This is a genomic window from Kluyvera genomosp. 3, from assembly GCF_011765685.1.
GTDB lineage: Bacteria > Pseudomonadota > Gammaproteobacteria > Enterobacterales > Enterobacteriaceae > Kluyvera > Kluyvera georgiana_A.
In genome coordinates, this window is sequence record NZ_CP050321.1 from 2,922,835 (window position 1) to 2,945,678 (window position 22,844).

Below are 22,844 nucleotides of genomic sequence, written 5' to 3' on the forward strand. Positions count from 1 at the left end.
AGATAGAGACTACGGAGTATCCTCCGGTCTCTATGGCATCAGAAGTTATACTTGATACCCACCATAGCGCTAGAATCACTGTACCCTTTATCACCTACCTGTGTACCGATATTCCCCCATAGATTCACACGAGAGTTAATCTGCCCTTCAACACCCACTTTAACCTCACCAATATTGCGGGCCCCAGCCTGGGAAATGCGCTCACCATCCATAGTCGTGCTGTAAGTACGAGTATTATGCAACCAGTTCGCCTCTATGAACGGTTCAAAAGTACGACCTTTGCCTTCATCCATTGCATGGTGGCTTTTAAGATAGGCCCGCATGCCAAGACGGGTCTGAACGTTACCGTCTCCATCACTGCTGACACGTGTACCATTCTCTTCACGATGATCGTCCGCCTTCACGCCCATCCATATTGCCTGAGCTTGTGGTTGGATAAACCATTCATTGAGCGTACCTTGACTACCAGCAAATTCGCCCATCTTAATGGTATAACCAGTCTCAACAGAAGCCGTCAAACCTTTTGACTTGTAACTCTCGCTGGCAAGTTGTTGTCCATTAATCTGGTTGTTAAACCAGCTATACTGCAACCAACTGTCAACATACAACCCGGTTTTATCCGCATCGTTTGCAAACCAGGTACCGTAAGTACCAACACTGTAACCGTTAAGTGAGCCCTTTGAATTGTAATCCGTAACTGAAGAACGGGTCGTGTTGTGGTTATTACCGTAACCTGCCATCAGGCCAATGTGCCCTCTGTTCAGACCGTTTGTGGACCACTGAGCTACATCCCCTCCTAGTTGCGCGACATAGCTGTTGCTCTGTGTTTTCAACTGGCCACTACCATCACGCCAACTATTATGGTTACCAACCTGACGTAGCCATAGGCTGGTGACTTTCTTCTCACCAGTCAGAGCATCAACATACTGTGTTTCACCCAAGCGGTCATGTAGGCGAGTGTTGAATAAGGTGTTAGCTGCTGCCATGTTGGCAATATAACTACCTGCCTCCGGGCGATTTACATGCTCATCCGGAGGATCAACCGGTGTCAGACTGCTGGTTAAATACCAGTTACTGCTGTTAGCGCCCGTACCACGAACCAAAGAATAGTCATATGCACCAGCAACAATTCGACCATTCTGAGTGAAGGTGCCGTCAGATTGTCCACCAACACTGATAAGCTCAATACCATTCAACGTGCTGTCACCTGTACCTCCAGCATTTGTTACGCTAACGAAAGTATCCCCTGACGTATCTCCCGTGACCACTAGTTTGTCGGTGACCGAGCTATCATTTCCTAACACAGTATTAAATAACAGGTGCCCATTATCTCCTGCATAATTACCGTTGACCGTCAGTGTAGTCCCCGCGACTGCATTACCTGCAGCATCATTATGACCAATCATAACCGTGCCGCTATTGCTCAAAGAGCCGGTTTGGTAACCGGTAGGTGTGGTACCGGTGGTGTTTTCCCCAAGTACAAGTAATCCCTGGTTATCTACATCACCGCTACCAAGTGCATCGGTAGACAACATATTGATTGTGCCATCGGAAGCAATCGTTGTTTTAGCTGTCATTCCGGTGCCGCTGCCACTAACCGTGACAGTGCCACCAGTAACGGTCAGATCACCTGCACCGGTCATATCGCCAGCAATTGTTCCGTTGCTTAAAGTCAAGCTACCCTGGTTAAAGTCCAGTAAACTTCCAACTTCCGTCTGAATATTCTGCAATGTCTGAGCGTAGCCGTTCATATTGAATCCGCTACCACTCCGGAGATTCAGCAACTGGGTCAGCCCCAGAACATTGTTGTTCCCCATTTTCAACGTGCCAGCGACCACATCTGTAAGACCGCTGTAGCTATTTTCACTATTGGATAGACTCACATCGGTATCAGTATCAATGCGCAAGTCCCCTGTCCCAGTTACTTTGGCACTAAGATCGGCTGCATTTCCAGTATTGCCCTCGGCATTCAGAGTCAAAGCATTGCTACCCTGTGCCAGTAATTCGACCTCTGTTAATCCATAGTTAACATATAGACCATCGGCATTATCACCACTAGTGAGACGATAATCATAGGTGCCTTTCGCGACCGTTTCGCCATTTTGAGTAATATCAGAAATCACCGGTTGGGAAATAACATCACCATTTTGATCGATGAAAGACAGATTCCCGCCATCACCGGTTACTGTACCACTGGCCCCTGCCAATTTTACCATTACTCCGGCGCTATCTTGCTGGAGCAGAGGTAAGCTAGTGTTTGGCGTTTGCGGGAGGTTTTCAAATGGCGCACCATTATTAATCTGGACTTGACCGGAGCCAGTCAAATCAAGTTCTTTGCTGGTTTCGATATAACGATCGCTGGTCGCGTCGCCAGGATTAACATCACCAAAAATGAGTTTGCCGCCATTAAAGGCCAGCCCCCCGATATTCTGGGTTCCAATTCCTACCGTAGTTGCGTTTCCAGTACCGACATGCAAAGTAGCATTAGTAAGTGCTGTGGTATTAATGTTTTCCAGATCGAACGTATTATTTTTTAAAACAACATCCCCGGCAAACTGATTGCCAGCACCCGCGGTAAAATTAAACTCGGCATTGTTATTGTCAGCAATGAGAGTGCCATCCCCGACTAACAGGTTAACGAAATCAAACGCACCAGCGGTTTGCGCTATCAGGGTACCACTATTGTCAATTTGAATTTCACCAGTACCAAAATTAGTGAGGGTTGAAGACACGTTCTCATCAGTCATTGCAGTACCAGTGATATTCCAGTTACCTGCATAAGCCTGGTTAGAACCAACAATGCGCGCTTTCCCAGAAACTGTTGTATATCCCGAACCTGATAGTTGATTTCCAAACGATGCGCCGTCTGCATAGGCAATATCGAGCCCTTTTGTATTATCGTTGTTAGCGGTGTTAATGGCGACTCCGGCACTACCCAGAGCCTGGCTGTTGGCAATGGAAAGCAAACCGCCGCTGATGACCGTTCCCCCATTGAAGCTGGAAGCCGCACTGAGGGTTGTATGGCCAGATTGTTGCTCAACAGAACCATTACCGTTAATTGCAACATCAAATAAATAACCGGTACCAGTTTGAGTGTTTATATTATTGTTAAATATAACTTTATTGTCACCATCTCCTGTCATATCAATGCTTTTTGCTGAAATGTCGGTTGGAGCTCCGTACATAGAATCACCTATGTAAAGATTTGTTGCACCACCAGCTACGCTGTTAAGTGTAATATCCTGGTAACTTGTCACTTTGGCCGCGTGACCAAAAATCACATCGGTTGTGTTTCCACTCACTGTTGACGATATATTAAAGTCGCCAAGAGATGTTATGCCTGTACCAGCACCATTAATAATCTGCAGCCCAGTACCGCCGACATTTTTCCCTATCACATTGATATCGCCATCAACGTTTACAACAGTAGAATATATCCCAGCCTCTGAACTTACCGAATTTATATCAGAAGATAACTGAGTATTGTTTGTCAATGTAAGATCGCCGCCAACATTGATCCCACTGCTGTTACTATTATTAGTCGCAAGAAATGAACCATTGGTTGTATCAAGATACAGATTCCCACCAACATTTAGCTGCGAATTGCCAACTATTAGGAAGCTTCCTCCAACCTTATTAATGACTGTCATATCGTTGACTACGTTGATCTCTGCCCCCAACTCCGAGCTGCTAGGGTTAGAAATGTACAAATCATTCTTGTCAGCTTCCAGATCAATACTGTCTGCATATAATTTTGCTGTCGATGAGGCAGAACCGAACATCCATAATGTCGCATTCGTTGCCCCTGATACCGTTTTTAACTCACCAACAGACAACGTTCCTGCAGAACCACCAGACTGCGCTGAGGTCAACCCACCTATCTGAGCTCCCCCTATTTGCAACATGCTATTGGTACCCATCAATAGAGTGCCGTTATTACTAGCGGTCAGCGAACCACCATTCATCCATAGAGAAGTATAACCCCCAGCGGCAGGATTCATATTCAATGCTGAGCTACCTGATGTATTTGAAACAGTAACATCAGCCCCCTGATCTACCTGGACTACTGCAGTACCATTCCACTGTAAGCCATCAGAAATCGATGTCGAAGAATTAAAATTAGTATATCCATTAACGTCATACGCATACACATTACCGCTCGCAACAAGTAGTGCTGAAGCAACCAGACTCGCATTTCTAGTGGATTTTGAGTTTGCTTTTGGAGTTGAGCTTTTTGTTCTTCCTCTTCCCAATTCAGACACGACAGTCCATGCCAAAAGAGAATGATTCCAGACGACATTATAAATGTGATTCATTAATTTTAATCCTGATTTTGTGTTGGCTCACTATCAAGCCTAGCTTAAAAAACTTAGTCCATTAACCTTCGCAGGCTAAGCAATACTAATAACGTTTTCCCTACGAGTTTATTATGCATCAGACCTGAACACTTACTGGGTACGGCTCAACATCTAAAGCATATGAGGGAAAACATGCCATTTATGATACAAATTTATTTTAAATTTTTTACGGGGAACAAGTAATCAGTCCTTACTCAACAAATATTTCAAAATATTTCAAATGATTAATAGGAATTATCTTATATTTCAAATCACAATCTTAGCATGCTAACAGTAATTCAACCCTTAACACCCTTGATTATAAGGAAATTTATCAACACCCTATTTATTTTGTTCCTCGCATTAAATACGTACTTTAGAAATTATCCTATTATGGCAACCAACATTTTGTAATACAAATGAACTATAATACCTAGGCATAATTGATAACAAAATGCTAAAAAAAGCATGCTGCGCAACAAAAACAAAACAATACCGGTACATTCACCCACTTTTAGTTACAGTATAATTCCAATTAAAAACAAATAAAGCAAGAAATGAAAGGACATATAGATGTTACCAAATATTGAAATAAACAATATTTCTCGCATAGAAGACAATAAGTAAAATACCTCATTAGTAGTTACTGTGAATCGCCACGGATAGTCCAATATGTTTCGACTTAGTTTTTTAGCTGTCGAAGTATAGTTATTCTGACATGCTCATTAATCTTTGCTCTCACGAAATCAGGATGGTACTCATACCGAAAGAAATGATGAGCCTGCAACCCATTACGTAAGTTGAGTTTCTTTGTCAGCCTTTCTACACGCTGGTAGAGCATCCTGTTAGAAATCCCGATTAATTGAGCGGCCTGTTGCATGGACTCCCTTTGCAGTAAACTGTACACCGTAGTTTTATCCCGGTGTGAATACCCATCCATACTCTGATGCTCCAAAAGCAGATCCATCGCAGCATCGTAGCTAACCCCCGGGCAATGACAAATTTTTTCATGAAATCTTATCAGAGGCTCACTGCTTTCCACTGAGATAAGAGATTGCAGCGCACGAGATAGCGCGCCATCGTTACCAATAAAAATAAACCGGGTAACATCATTGTGATGCCTGACGCAATGCAGGATCGCTTGTAGGGATTTATAAGAACTTAAATCAATAATGCATGTGTCTTGCCTATTTTGTTCATGAGGAGAAAGGACTTCCAAGGCATAACGTAGATAGTAATTTCGAGTCTCAATACGGTAGGTCACGGTCGTATTCCATCAGAAAAGAAGAGGCACTCTGGCCTCTTCATTGTTTGGGCAGGTTTAAAAACTGATGCGAATACCGGCCATGCCCTGCACCGGATCTTCCACATAGCTGCCCTGGCGGTAGTTCAGCTCACCGTACAGGGTGACGTCTTTCGCTGGGCTCACGGTGATACCAGCGCCGTACTTGCCGGATGTGCCATTCTGGTGGTTCTTGAAGCGGTTCACGTCGTTAATGACTGCTTCATTCGAGTGGGCCAACTCCTGCTCGACGCTAATGCTCAGGTACGGACGCAGCGCAGTGTTACCCAATGAGAAATTGCTGGCCACACGGCCGCCGGCTTCGGCGGTCAGGGAACGGGCTTTCCCGGTTTTCGCGGTCATACCGTTATTCAGCTTCACGTTTGCATCGTTGATGGTGGTACCAGTCATACGGGCAAACGGCGTCACGCTCAAGTTGTTCATCGGGGTGAAGGTGTAGCCGGCTTCCAGTGCCGTACTCAGACCGTACTGGTGCCATTTGCCGCTAGTCATGTCACCGTTGGTCATGCGGGCGCTGAGCTGGCTTTCCAGACGGTTGGCCTTCAGGGTGCCATCGAGGTAGAAGCCGCTGTTGTCATACCAGGTGGCATACGCGCCAAGGCCGTAGCTGTCGACGGAGCTGGTGCCGCCGCGGGCGTGCTTCACGTTGTTGCCGGTCAGGGAGACAAAGCCACCGGTGACCAGTTGGCTGTTGCCCAGGTCCGTGACCACGTCACCGCCAAGCTCCATGCCATTCTGATAAAGCTTATAGGCTGCGCCGTTACTGGTTTCAGCGGCGCTTTTCTTGCCCAGATAGTGACCCCAGACGCTGCCCTCACCGTGCTGACGGTCGCGACTCTGGCTCTGACGTGCCGCGCGCAGGCCGTCCATTTCACCGCGCATGATGTTGAGGCCGGCATTGGCCAGACTCAGGATGGCATCGGTGGACGGGGTGGTGACCAGGTTGCCACCGCCGTTGCTGCCACCATTGCTACCGTTGTCACCGTCACCGCCGCCGTTGCCACTATCACCGCCTTCCTCATCGGTCATAGCGCCGAGGTACCAGACGTTGCCGTCCATGCCATTCTTGCCGGTTTCCTGTTTCAGCACGTACATGTAGGCCCCGCCATCGACCGCACGGGTGCTGCCGCCACGGGCGGACTGCAGGGCGAAGTCAATGTCGCCGCCCTGGTCGTTAATGAGGTTCAGCGTCAGATCGGTGTGATCAGCGATTTCTTTCCCGGAGTCCTGAACAATAACGCCGAAGCTGCCACTGCCGTGGCCAATGGTGACGAAGCTGCCAGCTTTATCGGCCAGCGAGGTTTCAAACCAGATATTGCCATTACCATTCAGTTCCCCAATGTTCAGCTGCGCGTAACCGTACGTGTATCCGGTATTAAACTGCACAAGCCCACCGTCCATCGTGAGCTTTTCCACTTGGGCACTTGGCTGCCCAGACGAACTACCAGATAAGGCCGCCACTTGCAGCGTGCCTCCGTTAAGGGTGATGTCTTCGGCCACAGCGTTGGTATAGATAACCAATGCGGCATCGCTGTTCACTTCTGTATACCCTTCAGCCCGGGAACCGCTAAAAAGCAGGGATTTTCCAGCATTCAGGGTGGTATCTGTGATCGTGCCATAGACATGCTGCTGACCACCGTTAACAATGGTTCCGGTGGCATGCCCACCGCTGTAAATGCGCTGCAAGCCATCATTCACTTTTGTGCCAATGGCAGAAGAGCCATTCATGATATTCTGCAGGGTCGAACTGCCGTTCAGTTCGGCATTACGGGAAGTACCGGAAACAATTGTTTGGATTGCCGAGTCGGTGAGCACAGAGCCATTGGATACACCATCATCTGAAATATTTTCATATGCATAACCCGATAACTTGTTGTCGTTATTGGTCCCACCAGAAACATAAACTGTGTCACCCTGGGAAAAGGTGCTGTTCGCTGTGCCACCGGCATTGATGACCACTGCACCCGAATAATGCATGGCGTCATTAGCTACGCCATTCATATTAATTGTCATGCCACCACCGTTAATCACGGTATTATTTGCCGTGCCGTAGACAACCTGCCCCCCGGTAATGTTCAGCGTGGAATTCTCCGCCAATCCACCAGCATCAACAGTCTGAGAGCCCGAATTCACCACAGTGTTGTTTGCAACGCCACCACTGTTAACCGTCTGGAAGCCGCCGTTCAGAACCGTGCCGTTCGCGCTCCCTCCGTTATGAACGGTTTGCATACCATAACTTCCCACTTGAGTCCCGTGACTAACCCCTCCGTCAGATATCACCTGCTTTGCAGCACCGTTCAATACACTTCCCGTTGCCGTTCCATCCACCAATTGAGTGCCACCACTCTGGATTATTGTGTTGTTTGCATTCCCGCCGACCAGCACCGTTTCCAGCCCGCCATTGTTGACCACCGTGTCGTTAGACTCTCCGCCGGAATTGATATTTAACTCATCGCCGTAATCCACCTCCGTATTATTGACAACCTCACCATTCCCGACATCGGTAACGATAGCCTGCGCCAGTGGCGTAAAAGCGAGTGCAGAGGCAATCAGCAAAGAAAGAGGCTTGATTTTATACTGTGACATTTAAAACACCTTGGTTTATTTAATTCGATGAAAAGCAGGAGCCATAGCTCCAATTATTAACCTCAGACAACAATCAGGTTCTGTCGATTCCACAGATAGCCCTGACCAATATCGGCGCCATATTTCATACTTTTATTTTTCACGCCTTCCGTTTCTACACCCTCAATAAGAATCGGTAGATTACCCAGCACTTGCCTCACTAACTGGATAATATTTTTAAGGTGTGTTGAATTAATTTCACCCTTGTCGATTTTGATTCCATCAATATTATTTTTATACGCGGGCAGCGTGATCAAATCGTCAATAGAAAAATCGTCAACCCAGATATTTATACCGGTGCAACGCAGGCGACCTATGTTTTTAAAAAAAAGATACTGTTCTTTATCATTCAGGCATTTCAGCGCCGATGCATCGGAAACTTCCAGACAAACACCTGCATAGTTGGCAATACACCCAATATCGCAATGGTTTAAATTCAGAAATCCTTCTACCGTCAGATTATAAAAACAGGTGTCTTTTACCTGTGCACTGACACAGTGGATTTGCTGCAGCAGAATATCAATCTGCTGGCGCCCTGACAGTCCGGTAAACCAACGCTCCGGGTCGATTCCATCACGTAACTGACTTAACACCTCATAACCGATGGCACAGTTTGCAGTGAGATCCATAAACGGCTCTAGGCGGAAGTGTTCAATGTTGGGATGCCAGGTGTATTTCCGGCGGGTAAAGAGGTTTTTCATGTCTGTGCCTTATCCTGTTACGGTCCGGAGCGACAGGATGCCGTCCGTTTTGATGGGCTCAGTATTCGGATAATTCCGCCTCCAAACAACATTATAATTCATTGTCGCGTTAATTTATAAGATTCAATATCGTAATATAGCAACAATACAGATTTAAATTCTGATTATTGATGTTCACATGAATTGTCGGCACGAGTAAAAAAGAAAGGACTATCATGTAGACATGCTCAGTACGAGGAGACGAGCGATGTTATATGTCCTTGATGGTGCGGTGATCTATGATCCCGTAAACGGCACCTTGCGCCGCACCGATGAAAATGTAACCGACGCTATTCATCTGACAGAGATAGCCGGAAAAATTCTGCACCATCTGGTGCTGCATCACGGGGCGCTAGTTACTCGCAATACGCTATTTAATGAAATCTGGGAAAAGGCGGGGATCGCCCCCTCCTCCAATACCCTGAACCAGTACATTAGCCTGCTGCGAAAAACACTGGCCGGATATATCGGTGAGAAAGATATTATTGTCACCGTACCGCGGGCCGGTTATTACCTCAGTAAGGAAGTCAGCGTCGAGTCGCATATTCATCTGCGGCGGCGGATACCCCATATCCCGAAGTACATCGCGGCAATAGTAACGCTGGCGATTATCGTATCGGGAACATTTTTATATACAACCCAGCCGGAGACGATCACGCCGCGAAAAATCGGCGAGCTGAAAGGTTGTCCAGTGTACGATATTTCTGGGGTGAAAAGTGATGTCGCCGATGCGTCGAGTTTTGCGGTGGCGAGAGAAGCCCTTGAACGCAATAATCAGATTTGTACCGAAACGACTTCGTTTTATATGTATGCCCAGGAAGCGCTACATTTACATAAGCCGGCAAAAGTCTTATTCAGTCGCTGCATTGAATGGGAGGATTCCCGGGATACCTGCCAGAATATTTATTACTACACTTGGATACGCTGATGAAAAAAAAACATCTGCTTGCTTATAGTGCCGGCACAGGCGTACTCATTATTTTTATGGCTCTGGGTTACTGGTATTCCCAGCATAATCTGAGTTTCACCTGTTCGTCATCGACAGCATCTTTTTATTCTAATGAAGGGGAACAGCCATTTGTGAATTTTACTCAGAACATCTCTTTTAACCATTTTGGTAAAGCCTCAGTATATTTATCCGGAGATTTGCATACTCAGGATGGTCAGAAATATCCAATGAACCGCAGTGTTTTTTATCGCTACGTGCGGATCGGAACCAGCGACTACCGCCTGCAAGTAACTGGGGAAGTACGCTCCGGCAATGACAGGGTACCCGCCGATCTCGATAATCAGTATCTGATGCCTGTACTGGAAGGAGTGAGCCGGATCTTCGGCATTCGCCAGCTGCCGACCGGTGATATGGTCATTTCGAACAATGCGGGCCCCTACCTAATCTGTGCGGTACACTAATTTCGACCCCGTTATTTTCTATGCTCTGATACCTGCAACACTAATGAATGCTCATAGTGTTGCAGTGTTATTCCTATACTAGTTCTATCTCATTGACGTCCCATACATCTGGGCATTTCTGAGGCAACGTTTCCTCTGCCTAGCGATGTCCCATAGTTCGCCTGAAGTACTGACCATCCCCATCATCGAGGTGTAGGCCGTCGCAGCTCTCCGCCAGAGCCCTTTGCTCTCCAGCGCTTTGGCCTTTGCCATCGCCTCCTGAACTTCCTGCAGGTTTTCTGGTACAGAGCGTAGCGCTATCTCTGGCAATTCAACATCGGGGATCTCAACGCCTGTACGTACCTGGTAAACGTACTGAGTGCCGTTGTTAATACGTCCCAGCTTTCCTGCGTAGTACAGCTGGCGCAGGTGATTTCCAGCACTGCTTGACGGAAGATCCAGCGCTTCGCAAATATCCTGCATGACGCAATCTGGCGTTCTGTCCACAATGGCTAGCACCAGCTGCGCCTGTGTTACTCGGTTTTTGTTTTTTTTGGTCATTGGTCAAAACTCGCTTACTTAGTTAAACCTGCCGCTTTGCGGCGCTTGTACTCATCCATCAGAATCTGTGCCGGCGTCGCTCCCGAAGGGTGATGAGGCGCGGCTAACTGGCGACGTATCGGCGGGATTGAAAAGCCGTTTGCCAGATGCTTCGTCCACTTCGTCAGTAAATTCTCGGCCAGCTTTTTTAGCTCTCCTTCTGTCAGGTTTCTTTCCACCCCGGTTCTACGCATTTCAATGCAGATGTGATAGAGCACGTCCTGTTTCCAGGGGTATTTGTCGCTCCCTGAATAACGGTATGATTCGTTTCGCCAGAGTCGGTACTCTGCAAGAACGGCGTCAGAGGTCAGATTGAACGGGTTAGCTCCACTGGCGGAAACCAACGAAACAAACTCGGCGAGATCTGGCGGCCATGTGTGGCCCAAAGCACACCGCTCCATGCACTGACGACACACCAGCGTAATCTGGGCTTCACTCATCGACCCAATCTGGGCAATCCACATATCCGAGGGCGCCGCCCCGTTCTTCTGGGTCCACCGGTTCGAGAATATCTCTCCCATGACCGTCCATAGCCGCCACGCCGTATCCGCCGCCAGCAAGTCCGCGTTGTTTCTCCCAGAGTTCTCTGGCTTCCTGAATTTGCTGGACTGCCCGGGATGCGGTGTTAACTGGTTGAATTCTTGCATTACCGTTACCTCTGGTTGCTTGTTGTGGTTTGGATTGGGCTCTGGCATTTATCACGCTGCGAGCAAATTTCTGCTCCCACTGAACCTGCGTAAACACTTTTCCCTCGGACTTCCAGTACGCCGTGAACTCTGCCAGCTCTGCCGGCATGTATGCCGGTTCGGGAAGCGCTATTCCCCAGGTAGCAGCCAGCCGCGGCCAGTCCTGTGACGGTAGCCACAGGTCGTGCATCGTGAATTTCCCGATCGGAATATCCAGACCTGGCAAATACTGAGGTTCCTGAAAAACATTTCCCTCGTGCGCGTAGAGAGAGGGGTTTGATCCTTTTCCCTTCCCTTCCCTTCCTTTTCCGTCAGTGAGCTCTCCTTGAGGATTCATTGAGTCCTCATTGAGTCCTCCTTGATTAGTCACTCTCTTTTCTTCTTTTTTTGCCTTAGGTTCAGTGAATTCTGGCGGCAGGGGTATTTTTGTAGCCGAAGGCCTGTTAATTTTTTGGTGCTTAAGGAAACCTTTAATCTGCAGATAGCAGACATCACTCACTGAGTATTCAGTGAGTAATCCATGAGAAATCAATTCATGGATCAATGGTTCGCAATCAAGAGAGTCAGCCGGGAAGATTTGCATCTTCAACCGTTTTGGCGAACGCTCAAGGCATCCCATATCGTTGGCGAAGTTGAACAACCCGATAAACAGGAGACGCGCCGGAATTGAACATTCCACCACCTTCTCATCTGTCCAGAATTCAGGTTTAACTGTTCTGATGCGGGCCATCTGAAACCTCTTATTAACCAGCTGGTGCTGGTGGTCATTGGTAAAAACTCGATTAAAAACACTGTGGCGCTACGGCGGCTACGCTCGCCAGTAGTGGTCCCGCCAGATCTGCAGGTAGCAGGTTAAACAAAGCAATTGCGGCCTCCCTTATCTCGCGTTCAAGCTTCTGAACTGGAGCGCCTAACAACTTCGCCTGGTGAGCTTCGCTGCATTCTTTGATCGCACTGGCCACCAGCTCTGTTTCCGTTAACCCGTGCTTCAACCCATATTTACGGGCGACTTCGATCGGCATCGCATCAGCAATTGCTGAGGAAAGCTGGATCACGTAACTGGTGTACTTTTCGGAACCGGCTTCGTTCTTCAGATAGCGGTACAGGTTTTGTTTGTTAACGCTGATTCCTCGACCGTTTTGTTTTTCCCATTGTTCGGCCACCAGCTGAGCCACCACCTCCTGAGCTTTTCCTGGAATCGTAGATTCCCACTCCTGTACCGCGGCATAGATTTTTTGGCACTGCATGCCATCCCGGCGACGTAGCGAAGACTGATTTTTTGTTTTCAGTTCCATACCTTTCACTGCGGTATGATTTTGATAAGAGATGCTTTGCATAATCACCCCTTCGGTATCCCATCAGTCGGGTTTGGGTATAAATCAGGCCGCAGCTCATGAGGAGTAACCCCTGTAGCGTTAAATACCTGTAGAACCCGTGATGAAGGGACTGTGCCTTTTGCTTTCCACTGACTTACAGCCATCCCACTTACACCAATCGTGGAAGCAAGTTTATTGGCTGAGCCAGCAGCTCGAATTGCGTTATCAAGGGCAGTCATGTCTATCTCCTAGTTAAGTTAGGCATAATAAAGCATAGGTTTATACATTATGCAAATTATAAATTTATTGTGACTATAAACCAAACATTTACAATGGGTGTATGAAAAAGACTGAACAACTCAACAACCAACTGGTTGCTCGTTTAGAAGAAATTACCCACAGGGGAATCAGCAAAGCTGATATGGCCCGTATTGCAGCCGTCACGCCCCAAGCAGTGAATGGGTGGTTTAAGAAAGGAGTGATCAGCAAGAAGTCTGCGATAGCAATTGCGGACGCTGCCAATGTTTCTGTTACTTGGCTGTTGGGTGAAGAGGTTTCAGAAGACTCAGGGCTTAAGCCCAATGAGAATAAAATGCTGCGGCTTTTTAGGCAGTTGCCAGAGGCTGAGCAGGAAAGAATGATCGATACCTTTGAGTTACGTTTAAAGGAAATCGATGATTATGTTGAGAGATATCTCCGTAGTCGCTATAAGGCTGATGATAACAACTAGCCACACAATACGTTAAAACATGCAAACCGGCTCTTAGCCGGTTTTTTTACGCCCCTCATACAGCACCACTCAAGCCCCTCTCTCGCTCCTGTTAAAGCAAAAGTTTATGATGATATAAATACAAGATTGACACAAAACATAAATCAATGCTTTAATCATTTTATCGCAACGCGTCATCTAGGCAGGAAGCCCACGAAGTAGCTGCCGGCGGCATACGAAACACCGGATGAGATGACAATAATCAACGCGCAGCAGGCAGTACCGTTCCGTCAGCCAGACGTTAAGGGCACACAGGAGAAATCATGATTGATTTTGCACGCGAACCAGCACGGCAGCAGGCCGTAAAGTTGAATTTTATTGAGGCATGGATCCGCCGCCTCTGCTACTTCCTAGCCCAGAAAGGCGACCCGGCTGCCGACCAACAGCCTGTAAAAAGTTACTAATCGAGTTTTGACCAATGGCCGTTATGGCCGGAGAAGTGATCATGGAATTTGGAATGAAACGCGTTCTGGCATCCGTCCAGGCCGCAGCCACTTTGAATAAGCTCTATAACGGCTCGCCCGTTTCTCTGACGGCTATCAGCAAAGAGTCAAAGCTGTCGACTTCATACCTTGAGCAGATCTTCAAAAAGCTGCGTACGGGTAACCTGGTTATTTCACAGCGCGGTCCCGGTGGCGGATACAGCCCTCGAAGCGATGACATAACCGTTACAGACGTGATCACCGCGGTATCTAAACTGCCAGCCCATAAAACCTTTGAGCCTATCCTGCGAGCGCTTGATGGCGTTCGCGTTTCTCAGTTGCTGCGGGGCGATTCGCCAGCCCCATAAAGCACAAAACCCGCGCGAGGCGGGTTAAGCCCCCGGAAAGCCGACCAAAGCGTTCCGGTTTCGAGTTTTGACCAATGACCACCACCAAGGCGGCTGCCATCAGCTGCCGGGTATCTTACAACCTGAAGGAGCCCGAACGCAATGAACAACTATGCGTACCTGATAAAAGCAAAAGCAAAAGCCACAGAAGCAAAAAGCCTTTTCTGCTGGTTTTCCGCAAAGTCCGATTCCCGTGCTGAGCGTGAAATTCTCAACATCCTTGAAGATGAAGGGATCACCGTCGGTCGCGCGGCTGACCACCAGCTGCCTATTCGTACTAACTTCCCTGTTCTGGACGATCTGCCAGAAGAAAGTGTTTTAGACAGCACCTGGTGCGACCGCTATCAACTCGATGACAAGAACTGCTGGCAAAAGATTGAAGCTACTCAGCCTGCTGATGCTGATGCTGATGCTGATGCTGATGCTGATGCTGATGCTGATGCTGATGCTGGCGAGGATGACAACAGCAGCAACGCAAAAAGTAAAATCATCGATACTCTCGACAATATCGCGCCTATGCCCTTTCGCATCCAGCTGCTGGCACAATTCAATGCTGAAGATCTGCACGTCTACTGCATCAACAAAAAAACCCGCGCATACCTTGCCAGCCTCGAACTGGACACGGATAACACCTACGTTCAAAACCTGCTGCTGGCCATTGAGAACTGTCCGGAAGTTAAAGCATTCGACATGCCGACGCTCTGGAAGCTTACCGACGCGGTGAAAAAGGTATTCCCGCAGGATAAGCGAAGCGAACTGAACCTGCTGATCCAGTTCGTCAAAGCGTGGGTAGGCACCGAACACATCGAACGTGGGCTACTGGTCAAAGAGTGGTTGAGTGGTAACCGTGTGGCGCAGGTTCAGCGCACCGACGTCAATACAAACGCCGGCGGCGGCAAGACAGACCGCAACCCGACTCTGACTCATACGCTGGACACTCTGGACGTTGATATTGCGCTGGCCACGCTGCCCATGGATTTCAATATCTACGATATCCCTGGCGGAGTTTACCGCCGAGCAAAAGAGATCATCACTAAAAACGAAAGCCCGTTCAAAGAGTGGTCCGCCGCCCTGCGAAAACGAGCTGGCATTCTGGATTATTCCCGCGCCGCTATTTTCGCACTTATTCGCGGAGCCGAAGAAAACACTCACCATTTCCCGGAACTGTTGAGCCGTTACATCAACAAGAACCTGACGGAAACAGACCACCAGCACCCATCAGAAGAAATGCTGGCGGCAGCTGGTCACGTTCCAGAAAAAAGCTGGGAAAACGAGATAAACCACCGACTGGCAGCCGAACGCGGGGAATTCGTTCCGGGTATCAGCGACCCTACGGATCCAAAGTGGGTGCATGAAGACTTGACCAAGCCACAGCCAGAAATCGCCAACATGGGCAACGGCGTTTTCTCCATCGATGGCCTGATTGGGGAGCAGCCGGAACCAGCGCTTTCTGTCGTTGACCAGGTGCGCCAGCGCGCCGCTGAAGAAAAACGGCATCAACCCAATAGCGAGGAAACCACCAGCGATGTGCAGATTGAAAAAGCTCTCAATGATGAAAACCCGGCTGAACCTGAAATGCCAGTTAGCGAATCAGCAACTGACACAGCTACAGGCCATGCTGAAGATAGCGATCAAGCAGATACCCCAAATACCGATACCGTTCATCATAATGATGATTTCCGTCACGTGATGGTAGACCTCGAAACCATGGGTAAAAAATCCAGCGCTCCTATAGTCGCGATCGGCGCCGTATTTTTTAATCCAGATAGCGGCAGAACTGGCGCAGAGTTTTATGCCGTCGTTTCTCTGGAATCATCCATGCTTTTGGGTGGGTTGCCGGATGCAGGGACAATTTTATGGTGGTTAAAGCAGTCTCCAGAAGCGCGTTCTGAAATCACAATGAGTGACACAATGCAGCTCGGGGATGCACTGGAGTTATTTTCTGACTTTATCAGTGAAAATTCCGATGCAGGTTCTAACGTGCAGGTCTGGGGTAATGGCGCATCATTTGACAATGTCATCCTACGTTCATCGTATGAGCGAGCAAATATCGAATGCCCGTGGAAGTTCTGGAATGATCGTGACGTGCGAACCATTACAGAAATGGGCGAGGCAGTTGGGATAAAACCTCGCTACGACATTCCATTTGAAGGGGATATGCACAACGCCCTTTCTGATGCCCGTCATCAGGTCAAATACGTTTCCGCTATCTGGCAGAAATTGATTAAGAACTGATTTTTCATTATCAGCATGTGGCCCAGCAATGGGCCATACTCTGGAGGAAAAATGGCGAGACTTGTACTGCTCTCGGAATGGGCTGAGCATGAATTTGGTAACCCGATTCCCGGCCCCTCAACATTAAATAAATACGCAAAGAATGGGATGATCTCACCACCAGCCTGTAAGGTCGGAAAGAGCTGGCGCGTTGAGCTGACAGCTCGGTTCGTTGGCTTCTCATCCCAACCCGAAATGAAAAAGCAGGATCATCCGCTGTTGAGGAGAATCTTAGAAGATGGGCAGACCACGGAAACATAATGTCACGATCCCGGGCCTTTCCCCCTATTTAGACTCAAGAACAAATAAAGTGTATTGGCGTTACAAACACCCTGTTACAGGGAAATTTCACGGACTGGGCACCGACGAAAAGATTGCCAAAGAAATTGCAGTCGAAGCTAACAGCCGGTTAGCTGAGCAAAAAATGAGGCATATACTCAAAATAAAAAACGAAGTTAATTCGCGCCTCGGCGGCTCATCGACTATTTCTGATTTTATACCGAGATATAAGAAAATTCAGGAGGAAAGACTGGTTCGGGGAGAGATAAAAATGTCCACCCTGAAACAGAAAGATTCCCCCCTAAAGGTTCTTGAGCAACATCTCGGCATGTCTCAGATGGATCAAATAACAGTTAAAGATATCGTTGCCATCCTCGATGAATACAAAGATAAGGGTCATAACAGAATGGGGCAAATATTCAGGAAGATTGTGATTGATGTGTTCAAAGAGGCTCAGCAAGTGGGGGAAGTTCCCGTGGGATTTAATCCGGCGGAAGTTGCGAAAAAACCACATGTAAAAATATCTCGCCAACGATTAACCTTTGCCGAGTGGGAGTTGATCTACAAAGCAGCAGAAAAGGATAATTATTTTTTACAGCGCGCGATGCTGCTGGCGCTTGTAACCGGCCAGCGCCTTGCTGATATATGCAACATGAAATTCAACGACATCGAGGACAACTATTTGCTTGTTGAGCAGGGTAAAACAGGTGCAAAGATCGCAATACCACTGGCTCTCAGGAATCAGCAGTTAAATATTAGCCTCGGGGAGATAGTATCGATGTGCAGAGATAAGGTATTGAGTCCTTTTCTTCTACATCACCACCACGCGAAAGGAAAGGCAAAGCGCGGAGGGAAAGTCATGCCAGCAACGCTAACTGTAGCCTTTAGCAAGGCAAGAGATGAAGTGGATTATAACTGGGGAGAAAACGGCACGCCGCCAAGCTTCCACGAACAGAGATCACTCTCAGAGCGACTTTACAGAACGCAAGGAATTGATACCCAGGTTCTCCTCGGTCATTCGAGCAAAACTATGACAGATCGTTACAACGATTCACGGGGAAAAGAATGGAAAAAACTGGTCATTTGATGACCAGTTTTGCAGAAAGGTTTTGCAGGAGTTTTGCAGAAGAAATCAGAAGCGGTAGCCAGCCGAGAACATAAACACCCACGGATCCAGTCTGGTACTGACATTCTGGTTCACACCATTGTGTTTAAACTTCACGTTGGTGTCGATATCCATGTACCAGACCGACATGTTAATCAGCCAATCACGGTTAATCAGATAATCCAGCCCCACCTGCCCGGCTGCGCCCCAGGAGTCGTCCAGGCTCAGATCGGAAAGTCCTGCCTCTTTGCCGGTTTTGTTGAAATCATTATCAAAGAAGGTGGTGTAGTTGATGCCCGCGCCAACGTACGGGCGAAACTTACTCTGCGCATCACCGAAATACCACTGGGCCATCAGCGTAGGGGGTAACTGGTGAACCGTCGCGATATTACCGGTTGGGCCGGTGCCGACTTTGTGGCGGAACGGCGTGGCGGCCAGCAGTTCAATACCGATGTTATCCGTCGCCATATAGGTAAAGGTTAAGCCAAGCTGCGTATTGTTGCTGACGTTAAAGCTCCCCAGACTGCCGAGAACATTATCGGAACCCTCGGTAGGCCTCACCGTTGCAGAACCGGCACGAATGAAAAACTCCCCTGCCTCATGCGCCCAGGCACCGCCGGAAACGGTACTCAACATCAATGCAACCACTGCTAACTTTTTCATATCCACTTCCTCATTATGGTTTTTCAAGCGCGGCAAATATACCCACAATGAGTTACTTTTGAACCATCACAGATCACACAAAGTCATTAGATTTAACATTTATTAATCCAGATCAATTTTCACAACCTATGTCAGACGGGAAATTATCACCCACATCAATTTCATTGGTTTTGTCGGAAAAAATTTTTTGCCCCCTCTTGTCGGCATCAAAGCGGCTGGATAATTTAGAGCGTGACAATTTTGTTGATGCGTTTTTATCAGGTGTAATCATGAGTGAAATCAACCCGTGCATGACGTGCGGTGCCTGTTGTGCGTATTTTCGAGTCTCTTTTTACTGGGCTGAAGCCGATGATGCCGGTGGCCCTGTTCCCGCGCAGCTCACCGAGCCCGTTACCCCCTTGTTACGCTGTATGACCGGCACCAACCAGCGCCAGGTTCGCTGTGCGGCCCTCTCGGGGGACATCGGCGGTTCGGTCAGTTGCACCATCTATGCCAATCGCCCTTCTCCGTGCCGCGAATTCGCCATGTCCGGTGAAAATGGCGAGCCCAATGAAGCCTGCAATCGCGCCCGCGCGCGATACGGCCTGCCGCCGCTGAATCCTATTTACAAAGATATACTTAGCGGAGCCGGCGCAGAGGCTGCTACGCAGGGGAGATTTGCGGTACAATTGCCGGCTAATTAACACCTGCAATACTCAAGGAGAGTGCATGTCTATCACGGCGCAGTCTGTATACCGTGACACGGGTAATTTTTTCCGTAATCAGTTCGTGACCATTTTGCTGATTGCTTTGCTCTGTTCATTTATCACGGTGGTGCTTGGCCATGCCTTTTCCCCCAGCGATGAACAGCTCGCGACGCTGACTACCGGAGAGCATCTGGCAGGTAGCACAGGGCTGTTTGATTTGGTGCAGAACATGACGCCGGAGCAGCAGCAAATTCTGCTGCAATCCTCTGCGGCTTCCACCTTTGCCGGGCTTATCGGTAATGCGATTCTGGCGGGCGGTATTCTGCTGATGATTCAGCTCATCTCCGCGGGTCAGCCGGTCAGTGCGCTGCGAGCGATTGGCGCCAGCGCGCCGGTGCTGCCGAAGCTGTTGGTGCTCATTTTTATCAGTACGTTCCTGATTCAAATGGGCGTCATGCTGATCGTGATTCCCGGCATCCTGCTGGCCATCGTGCTGGCGTTCGCCCCGGTGATGATGGTGCAGGATAAACTGGGCGTTTTTTCCGCCATTCGTCACAGCACTCGTCTCGGCTGGGCCAATATTCGTCTGATTGCCCCCGCGGTGGTTGGCTGGATGCTGGCGAAAACGCTGCTGCTGTTGTTTGCATCAAGCTTTGCCTTCCTGACGCCATACCTTGGTGCCGTGGTGGCTAACACGCTCAGCAACCTGATTTCCGCCTTGTTGCTGATCTATTTATTCCGCGTGTATATGCTTATTCGTCAATAATCTGATGCCGCCCATAGCGGGCGGCATGAACTACGGAATCGAAGTATGAAGCAGTTTCTTGATTTCTTACCACTGGTTGTCTTTTTCGCCTTCTATAAAATCTATGACATCTATGCGGCCACCAGCGCGCTGATTGTCGCCACTGCGGTGGTGCTGATTTATAGCTGGGTACGCTATCGTAAAGTCGAAAAAATGGCGCTGATCACCTTTATTCTGGTGGCTGTGTTTGGCGGCCTGACCATTTTCTTCCATAACGATGAGTTTATTAAGTGGAAAGTCACCGTGATCTACGCGCTGTTCGCCGGTGCGCTGCTGATTAGCCAGTGGGTGATGAAAAAGCCGCTGATTCAACGCATGCTGGGCAAAGAGATCACCCTGCCGGAGGCGGTGTGGTCGAAGCTGAACCTCGCCTGGGCGGTGTTCTTTATCCTCTGCGGGCTGGCAAATATTTATATCGCCTTTTGGTTACCGCAAAACATTTGGGTAAACTTTAAGGTGTTTGGCCTGACGGCATTGACGCTGGTATTCACCGTGCTGAGCGGCGTGTATATCTATCGTCATATGCCACAAGATGACCATAAGTAAGCACAGAGAATAATAATGACACTACAGAATGACGCTCCACAGGGAGAGCTGGTATTACGCACTTTAGCCATGCCTGCGGATACCAATGCCAACGGCGATATCTTCGGCGGTTGGCTGATGTCGCAAATGGATATTGGTGGCGCCATTATGGCGAAAGAAGTGGCCCATGGCCGCGTGGTGACCGTGCGGGTAGACGGTATGACGTTCCTGCGCCCGGTAGCGGTCGGCGACGTAGTGTGCTGCTATGCGCGCTGCGTCAAACGCGGCAATACGTCGGTGACGATTAATATTGAAGTGTGGGTAAAAAAGGTGTCATCAGAGCCGATTGGTCAGCGCTATAAAGCGACCGAAGCGCTGTTTATCTACGTCGCGGTCGACCCTCAGGGGAAACCGCGCGCTATCCCTGCTGCATAATCACAAGCCCGGCCACCGCCGGGCTTGCTGCTTTTAGAGGAAACCTAACACTTTCAGGACAAAGTAGCCGACGACAATCACAATGATCGGCAGAATATAGAGCGGGAAGAATTGCACGAAAATGGTATGACGCGGCACCTCAACGCGGGCCTCCAGCGCTTCACGGCTCATCCCTTCCGCCCCTTTCGCTTTCTCCAGAATCAGCTGATCGTTCACACCTTCACGCAAAAACTTCGCCTGACGCGCCATGCGCGCGCCGGAGTCCTGTAGCGCCAGCGCAACGAAAATCAGCGCAAAAATAACCCAGAACATAATATTCAGGCCGTTATGAAAGTCCGGTTGCGGCGAGTTGTACCAGAAGAGATTCAGGAATGGCGTATTGAAACGCATCATGTCGACCATCACGTGGACAAAATCCATCATGACGGCATCGATTCCCGGCTGCTTAGCGCTGTGTTCATACATGAATTTCAGCACGGAAATCAGCGTAGAGATCAGGGCAGGAATAAAAATAACCCACCCGGCAATACGCTTGAGGATGGCAATGCGTCCAGCTTGTTGATACGTCATGGGTTCCCCTTGTTAAGACGCAGACTCTCGGGCTAAGTGCTTATTAAGTCTACCTGCTGAAGGTGACTTTCGCCCGACTTTACGCCCGATATGATATACCATTAACCGGCATTCGTTACCCTAAAGGAGAGGTAGTTATGTCCACCGAGCGTCAAATACGCGCCGCAATATTCGATATGGATGGATTACTGATCGATTCCGAGCCGCTGTGGGACCGTGCCGAGCACGAAGTGCTGAGCGAGCTGGGCGTCGATTTTACCCGTCGTCACGAGCTTCCCGATACTCGCGGTTTACGTATCGATCTGGTGGTCGACCTGTGGTACGGCCAACAGCCATGGAGCGGCCCGGACCGTGCCGCCGTAGTTGAACGGATGATTGCCCGCGTCATTTCGCTGGTTGAGCAGACGCGCCCGTTGCTGCCAGGCGTGCGTGAAGCCGTCGCGCTATGCAAAGCGCAAGGGTTGAAAGTCGGCCTGGCTTCCGCCTCTCCGCTATACATGCTGGAAAAAGTGCTGACCATGTTTGACCTGCGCGAGCAGTTCGACGCGCTGGCCTCCGCCGACACGTTGGCCTATAGCAAACCGCACCCACAGGTCTATCTGAACTGCGCGGCCGCGCTGGATGTCGATCCGCTGTGCTGCGTGGCGCTGGAAGACTCGGTGAATGGCATGATTGCCAGCAAAGCGGCGCGCATGCGCTCCATTGTTGTCCCGGCTCCGGAAAGCCAACTCGACCCGCGCTTCGCTCTGGCCGATGTGAAGCTGCCGTCTCTGGAATTCCTCACCCGCGAAAATTTGTGCGGCTAATCATGATGCGGGCACGGATTGTGCCCGCAAATGCCAACCCAATCATAAAAATGAAACGCTGTTTTATTTTTATTTGAATTTTCCGCTACGCCCTCCTATGCT

The 22,844-nt window shown here is 49.0% G+C and carries 23 protein-coding genes and 2 pseudogenes; 13 read left to right on the forward strand and 12 right to left on the reverse strand.

The features are described 5' to 3' along the window. Positions 1-38: 38 nt before the first annotated feature. The 4 genes and pseudogenes from GY169_RS13800 to GY169_RS13815 all read right to left on the reverse strand — a co-directional run. A pseudogene (locus GY169_RS13800) lies at positions 39-4,304 on the reverse strand (autotransporter outer membrane beta-barrel domain-containing protein); the annotation flags it as partial. Between the two features lie 715 nt (positions 4,305-5,019). Then, positions 5,020-5,601 carry a hypothetical protein gene (locus GY169_RS13805; RefSeq protein ID WP_167576101.1) on the reverse strand — a complete coding sequence of 194 codons (582 nt, stop codon included), beginning with the start codon at positions 5,599-5,601 and terminating at the stop codon, positions 5,020-5,022. A gap of 57 nt (positions 5,602-5,658) precedes the next feature. Then, positions 5,659-8,226 (reverse strand): autotransporter outer membrane beta-barrel domain-containing protein, encoded by a 2,568-nt coding sequence (locus GY169_RS13810; protein WP_167576102.1) that lies wholly within the window; start codon positions 8,224-8,226, stop codon positions 5,659-5,661. 62 nt (positions 8,227-8,288) lie between these two features. Further along, a complete protein-coding gene (locus tag GY169_RS13815) occupies positions 8,289-8,966 on the reverse strand; it encodes an EAL domain-containing protein (RefSeq protein WP_167576103.1) in 678 nt (225 codons plus the stop codon). Positions 8,967-9,213: 247 nt separating this feature from the next. Here GY169_RS13815 and GY169_RS13820 point away from each other — a divergent pair, with 247 nt between their 5' ends. After that, positions 9,214-9,933, forward strand: coding sequence for a transcriptional regulator (locus tag GY169_RS13820; protein WP_167576104.1), 720 nt, complete (start codon positions 9,214-9,216; stop codon positions 9,931-9,933). Then, entirely contained in the window at positions 9,933-10,415 is a 483-nt protein-coding gene (locus tag GY169_RS13825) for a hypothetical protein (RefSeq protein WP_167576105.1), read from the forward strand. The genes GY169_RS13820 and GY169_RS13825 overlap by 1 nt, the downstream gene beginning before the upstream one ends. A gap of 84 nt (positions 10,416-10,499) precedes the next feature. On the opposite strand, the gene GY169_RS13830 is transcribed toward GY169_RS13825, so the two are convergent. The 5 genes from GY169_RS13830 to GY169_RS13845 are packed head-to-tail and all read right to left on the reverse strand — an operon-like array spanning position 10,500 to position 13,235. Then, on the reverse strand, positions 10,500-10,955 hold the full coding sequence (locus tag GY169_RS13830) for a PerC family transcriptional regulator (RefSeq protein ID WP_167576106.1): 456 nt from the start codon (positions 10,953-10,955) through the stop codon (positions 10,500-10,502). Positions 10,956-10,969: 14 nt separating this feature from the next. Further along, complete coding sequence (locus GY169_RS13835) at positions 10,970-11,515, reverse strand: replication protein P (RefSeq protein WP_223882098.1); 546 nt, start codon at positions 11,513-11,515, stop codon at positions 10,970-10,972. Next, positions 11,427-12,410, reverse strand: a complete 984-nt coding sequence (locus GY169_RS23440; RefSeq protein WP_223882099.1) for a DnaT-like ssDNA-binding domain-containing protein — start codon at positions 12,408-12,410, stop codon at positions 11,427-11,429. The genes GY169_RS13835 and GY169_RS23440 overlap by 89 nt, the downstream gene beginning before the upstream one ends. Before the next feature lie 52 nt (positions 12,411-12,462). Then, on the reverse strand, positions 12,463-13,017 hold the full coding sequence (locus GY169_RS13840) for a toxin YdaT family protein (RefSeq protein ID WP_167576108.1): 555 nt from the start codon (positions 13,015-13,017) through the stop codon (positions 12,463-12,465). Between the two features lie 2 nt (positions 13,018-13,019). Beyond that, positions 13,020-13,235, reverse strand: coding sequence for a transcriptional regulator (locus GY169_RS13845; protein ID WP_167576109.1), 216 nt, complete (start codon positions 13,233-13,235; stop codon positions 13,020-13,022). A gap of 101 nt (positions 13,236-13,336) precedes the next feature. On the opposite strand from GY169_RS13845, the gene GY169_RS13850 reads away from it, so the two are divergent. From GY169_RS13850 to GY169_RS13875, 6 genes and pseudogenes are all read left to right on the forward strand, one after another. After that, positions 13,337-13,726 (forward strand): helix-turn-helix domain-containing protein, encoded by a 390-nt coding sequence (locus GY169_RS13850; RefSeq protein ID WP_123651420.1) that lies wholly within the window; start codon positions 13,337-13,339, stop codon positions 13,724-13,726. 302 nt (positions 13,727-14,028) lie between these two features. Next, a pseudogene (locus tag GY169_RS13855) lies at positions 14,029-14,169 on the forward strand (hypothetical protein); the annotation flags it as partial. 41 nt (positions 14,170-14,210) lie between these two features. Then, on the forward strand, positions 14,211-14,555 hold the full coding sequence (locus GY169_RS13860) for an Rrf2 family transcriptional regulator (RefSeq protein ID WP_167576111.1): 345 nt from the start codon (positions 14,211-14,213) through the stop codon (positions 14,553-14,555). Between the two features lie 141 nt (positions 14,556-14,696). Further along, the gene (locus GY169_RS13865) at positions 14,697-16,829 is read left to right on the forward strand and encodes an exonuclease (RefSeq protein WP_167576112.1); all 2,133 of its coding nucleotides are present in this window, start codon (positions 14,697-14,699) and stop codon (positions 16,827-16,829) included. A 51-nt stretch (positions 16,830-16,880) separates the two neighbouring features. After that, complete coding sequence (locus GY169_RS13870) at positions 16,881-17,129, forward strand: excisionase (RefSeq protein WP_064546140.1); 249 nt, start codon at positions 16,881-16,883, stop codon at positions 17,127-17,129. Continuing rightward, complete coding sequence (locus tag GY169_RS13875) at positions 17,107-18,234, forward strand: phage integrase Arm DNA-binding domain-containing protein (protein ID WP_167576113.1); 1,128 nt, start codon at positions 17,107-17,109, stop codon at positions 18,232-18,234. Before GY169_RS13870 ends, GY169_RS13875 begins: the two co-directional genes overlap by 23 nt. A gap of 45 nt (positions 18,235-18,279) precedes the next feature. On the opposite strand, the gene ompW is transcribed toward GY169_RS13875, so the two are convergent. Both ompW and GY169_RS13885 read right to left on the reverse strand, forming a co-directional pair. Beyond that, positions 18,280-18,915 (reverse strand): outer membrane protein OmpW, encoded by a 636-nt coding sequence (gene ompW, locus GY169_RS13880; protein ID WP_167576114.1) that lies wholly within the window; start codon positions 18,913-18,915, stop codon positions 18,280-18,282. A 112-nt stretch (positions 18,916-19,027) separates the two neighbouring features. After that, the gene (locus GY169_RS13885) at positions 19,028-19,186 is read right to left on the reverse strand and encodes a hypothetical protein (RefSeq protein ID WP_167576115.1); all 159 of its coding nucleotides are present in this window, start codon (positions 19,184-19,186) and stop codon (positions 19,028-19,030) included. On the opposite strand from GY169_RS13885, the gene GY169_RS13890 reads away from it, so the two are divergent. From GY169_RS13890 to yciA, 4 genes are read left to right on the forward strand one after another with little or no spacing between them, the layout of a single operon-like run. Next, the gene (locus GY169_RS13890) at positions 19,185-19,598 is read left to right on the forward strand and encodes a YkgJ family cysteine cluster protein (RefSeq protein ID WP_167576116.1); all 414 of its coding nucleotides are present in this window, start codon (positions 19,185-19,187) and stop codon (positions 19,596-19,598) included. The two genes, GY169_RS13885 and GY169_RS13890, sit on opposite strands and share 2 nt — an antisense overlap. 25 nt (positions 19,599-19,623) lie before the next feature. Next, a complete protein-coding gene (locus GY169_RS13895) occupies positions 19,624-20,367 on the forward strand; it encodes a YciC family protein (protein WP_167576117.1) in 744 nt (247 codons plus the stop codon). A gap of 45 nt (positions 20,368-20,412) precedes the next feature. Beyond that, positions 20,413-20,952: a septation protein A gene (locus tag GY169_RS13900; RefSeq protein ID WP_065357604.1), complete on the forward strand. Its 540-nt coding sequence runs from the start codon at positions 20,413-20,415 to the stop codon at positions 20,950-20,952. Between the two features lie 15 nt (positions 20,953-20,967). After that, positions 20,968-21,366 carry an acyl-CoA thioester hydrolase YciA gene (gene yciA / locus GY169_RS13905; protein ID WP_106926567.1) on the forward strand — a complete coding sequence of 133 codons (399 nt, stop codon included), beginning with the start codon at positions 20,968-20,970 and terminating at the stop codon, positions 21,364-21,366. Positions 21,367-21,399: 33 nt separating this feature from the next. Here yciA and GY169_RS13910 read toward each other — a convergent pair whose 3' ends face one another. Continuing rightward, positions 21,400-21,936 carry a YniB family protein gene (locus tag GY169_RS13910; RefSeq protein WP_163445646.1) on the reverse strand — a complete coding sequence of 179 codons (537 nt, stop codon included), beginning with the start codon at positions 21,934-21,936 and terminating at the stop codon, positions 21,400-21,402. 137 nt (positions 21,937-22,073) lie between these two features. Between GY169_RS13910 and hxpB the strand changes: the two genes are divergently transcribed. Next, positions 22,074-22,742: a hexitol phosphatase HxpB gene (gene hxpB, locus GY169_RS13915; RefSeq protein WP_163445648.1), complete on the forward strand. Its 669-nt coding sequence runs from the start codon at positions 22,074-22,076 to the stop codon at positions 22,740-22,742. Positions 22,743-22,844 lie beyond the last annotated feature (102 nt).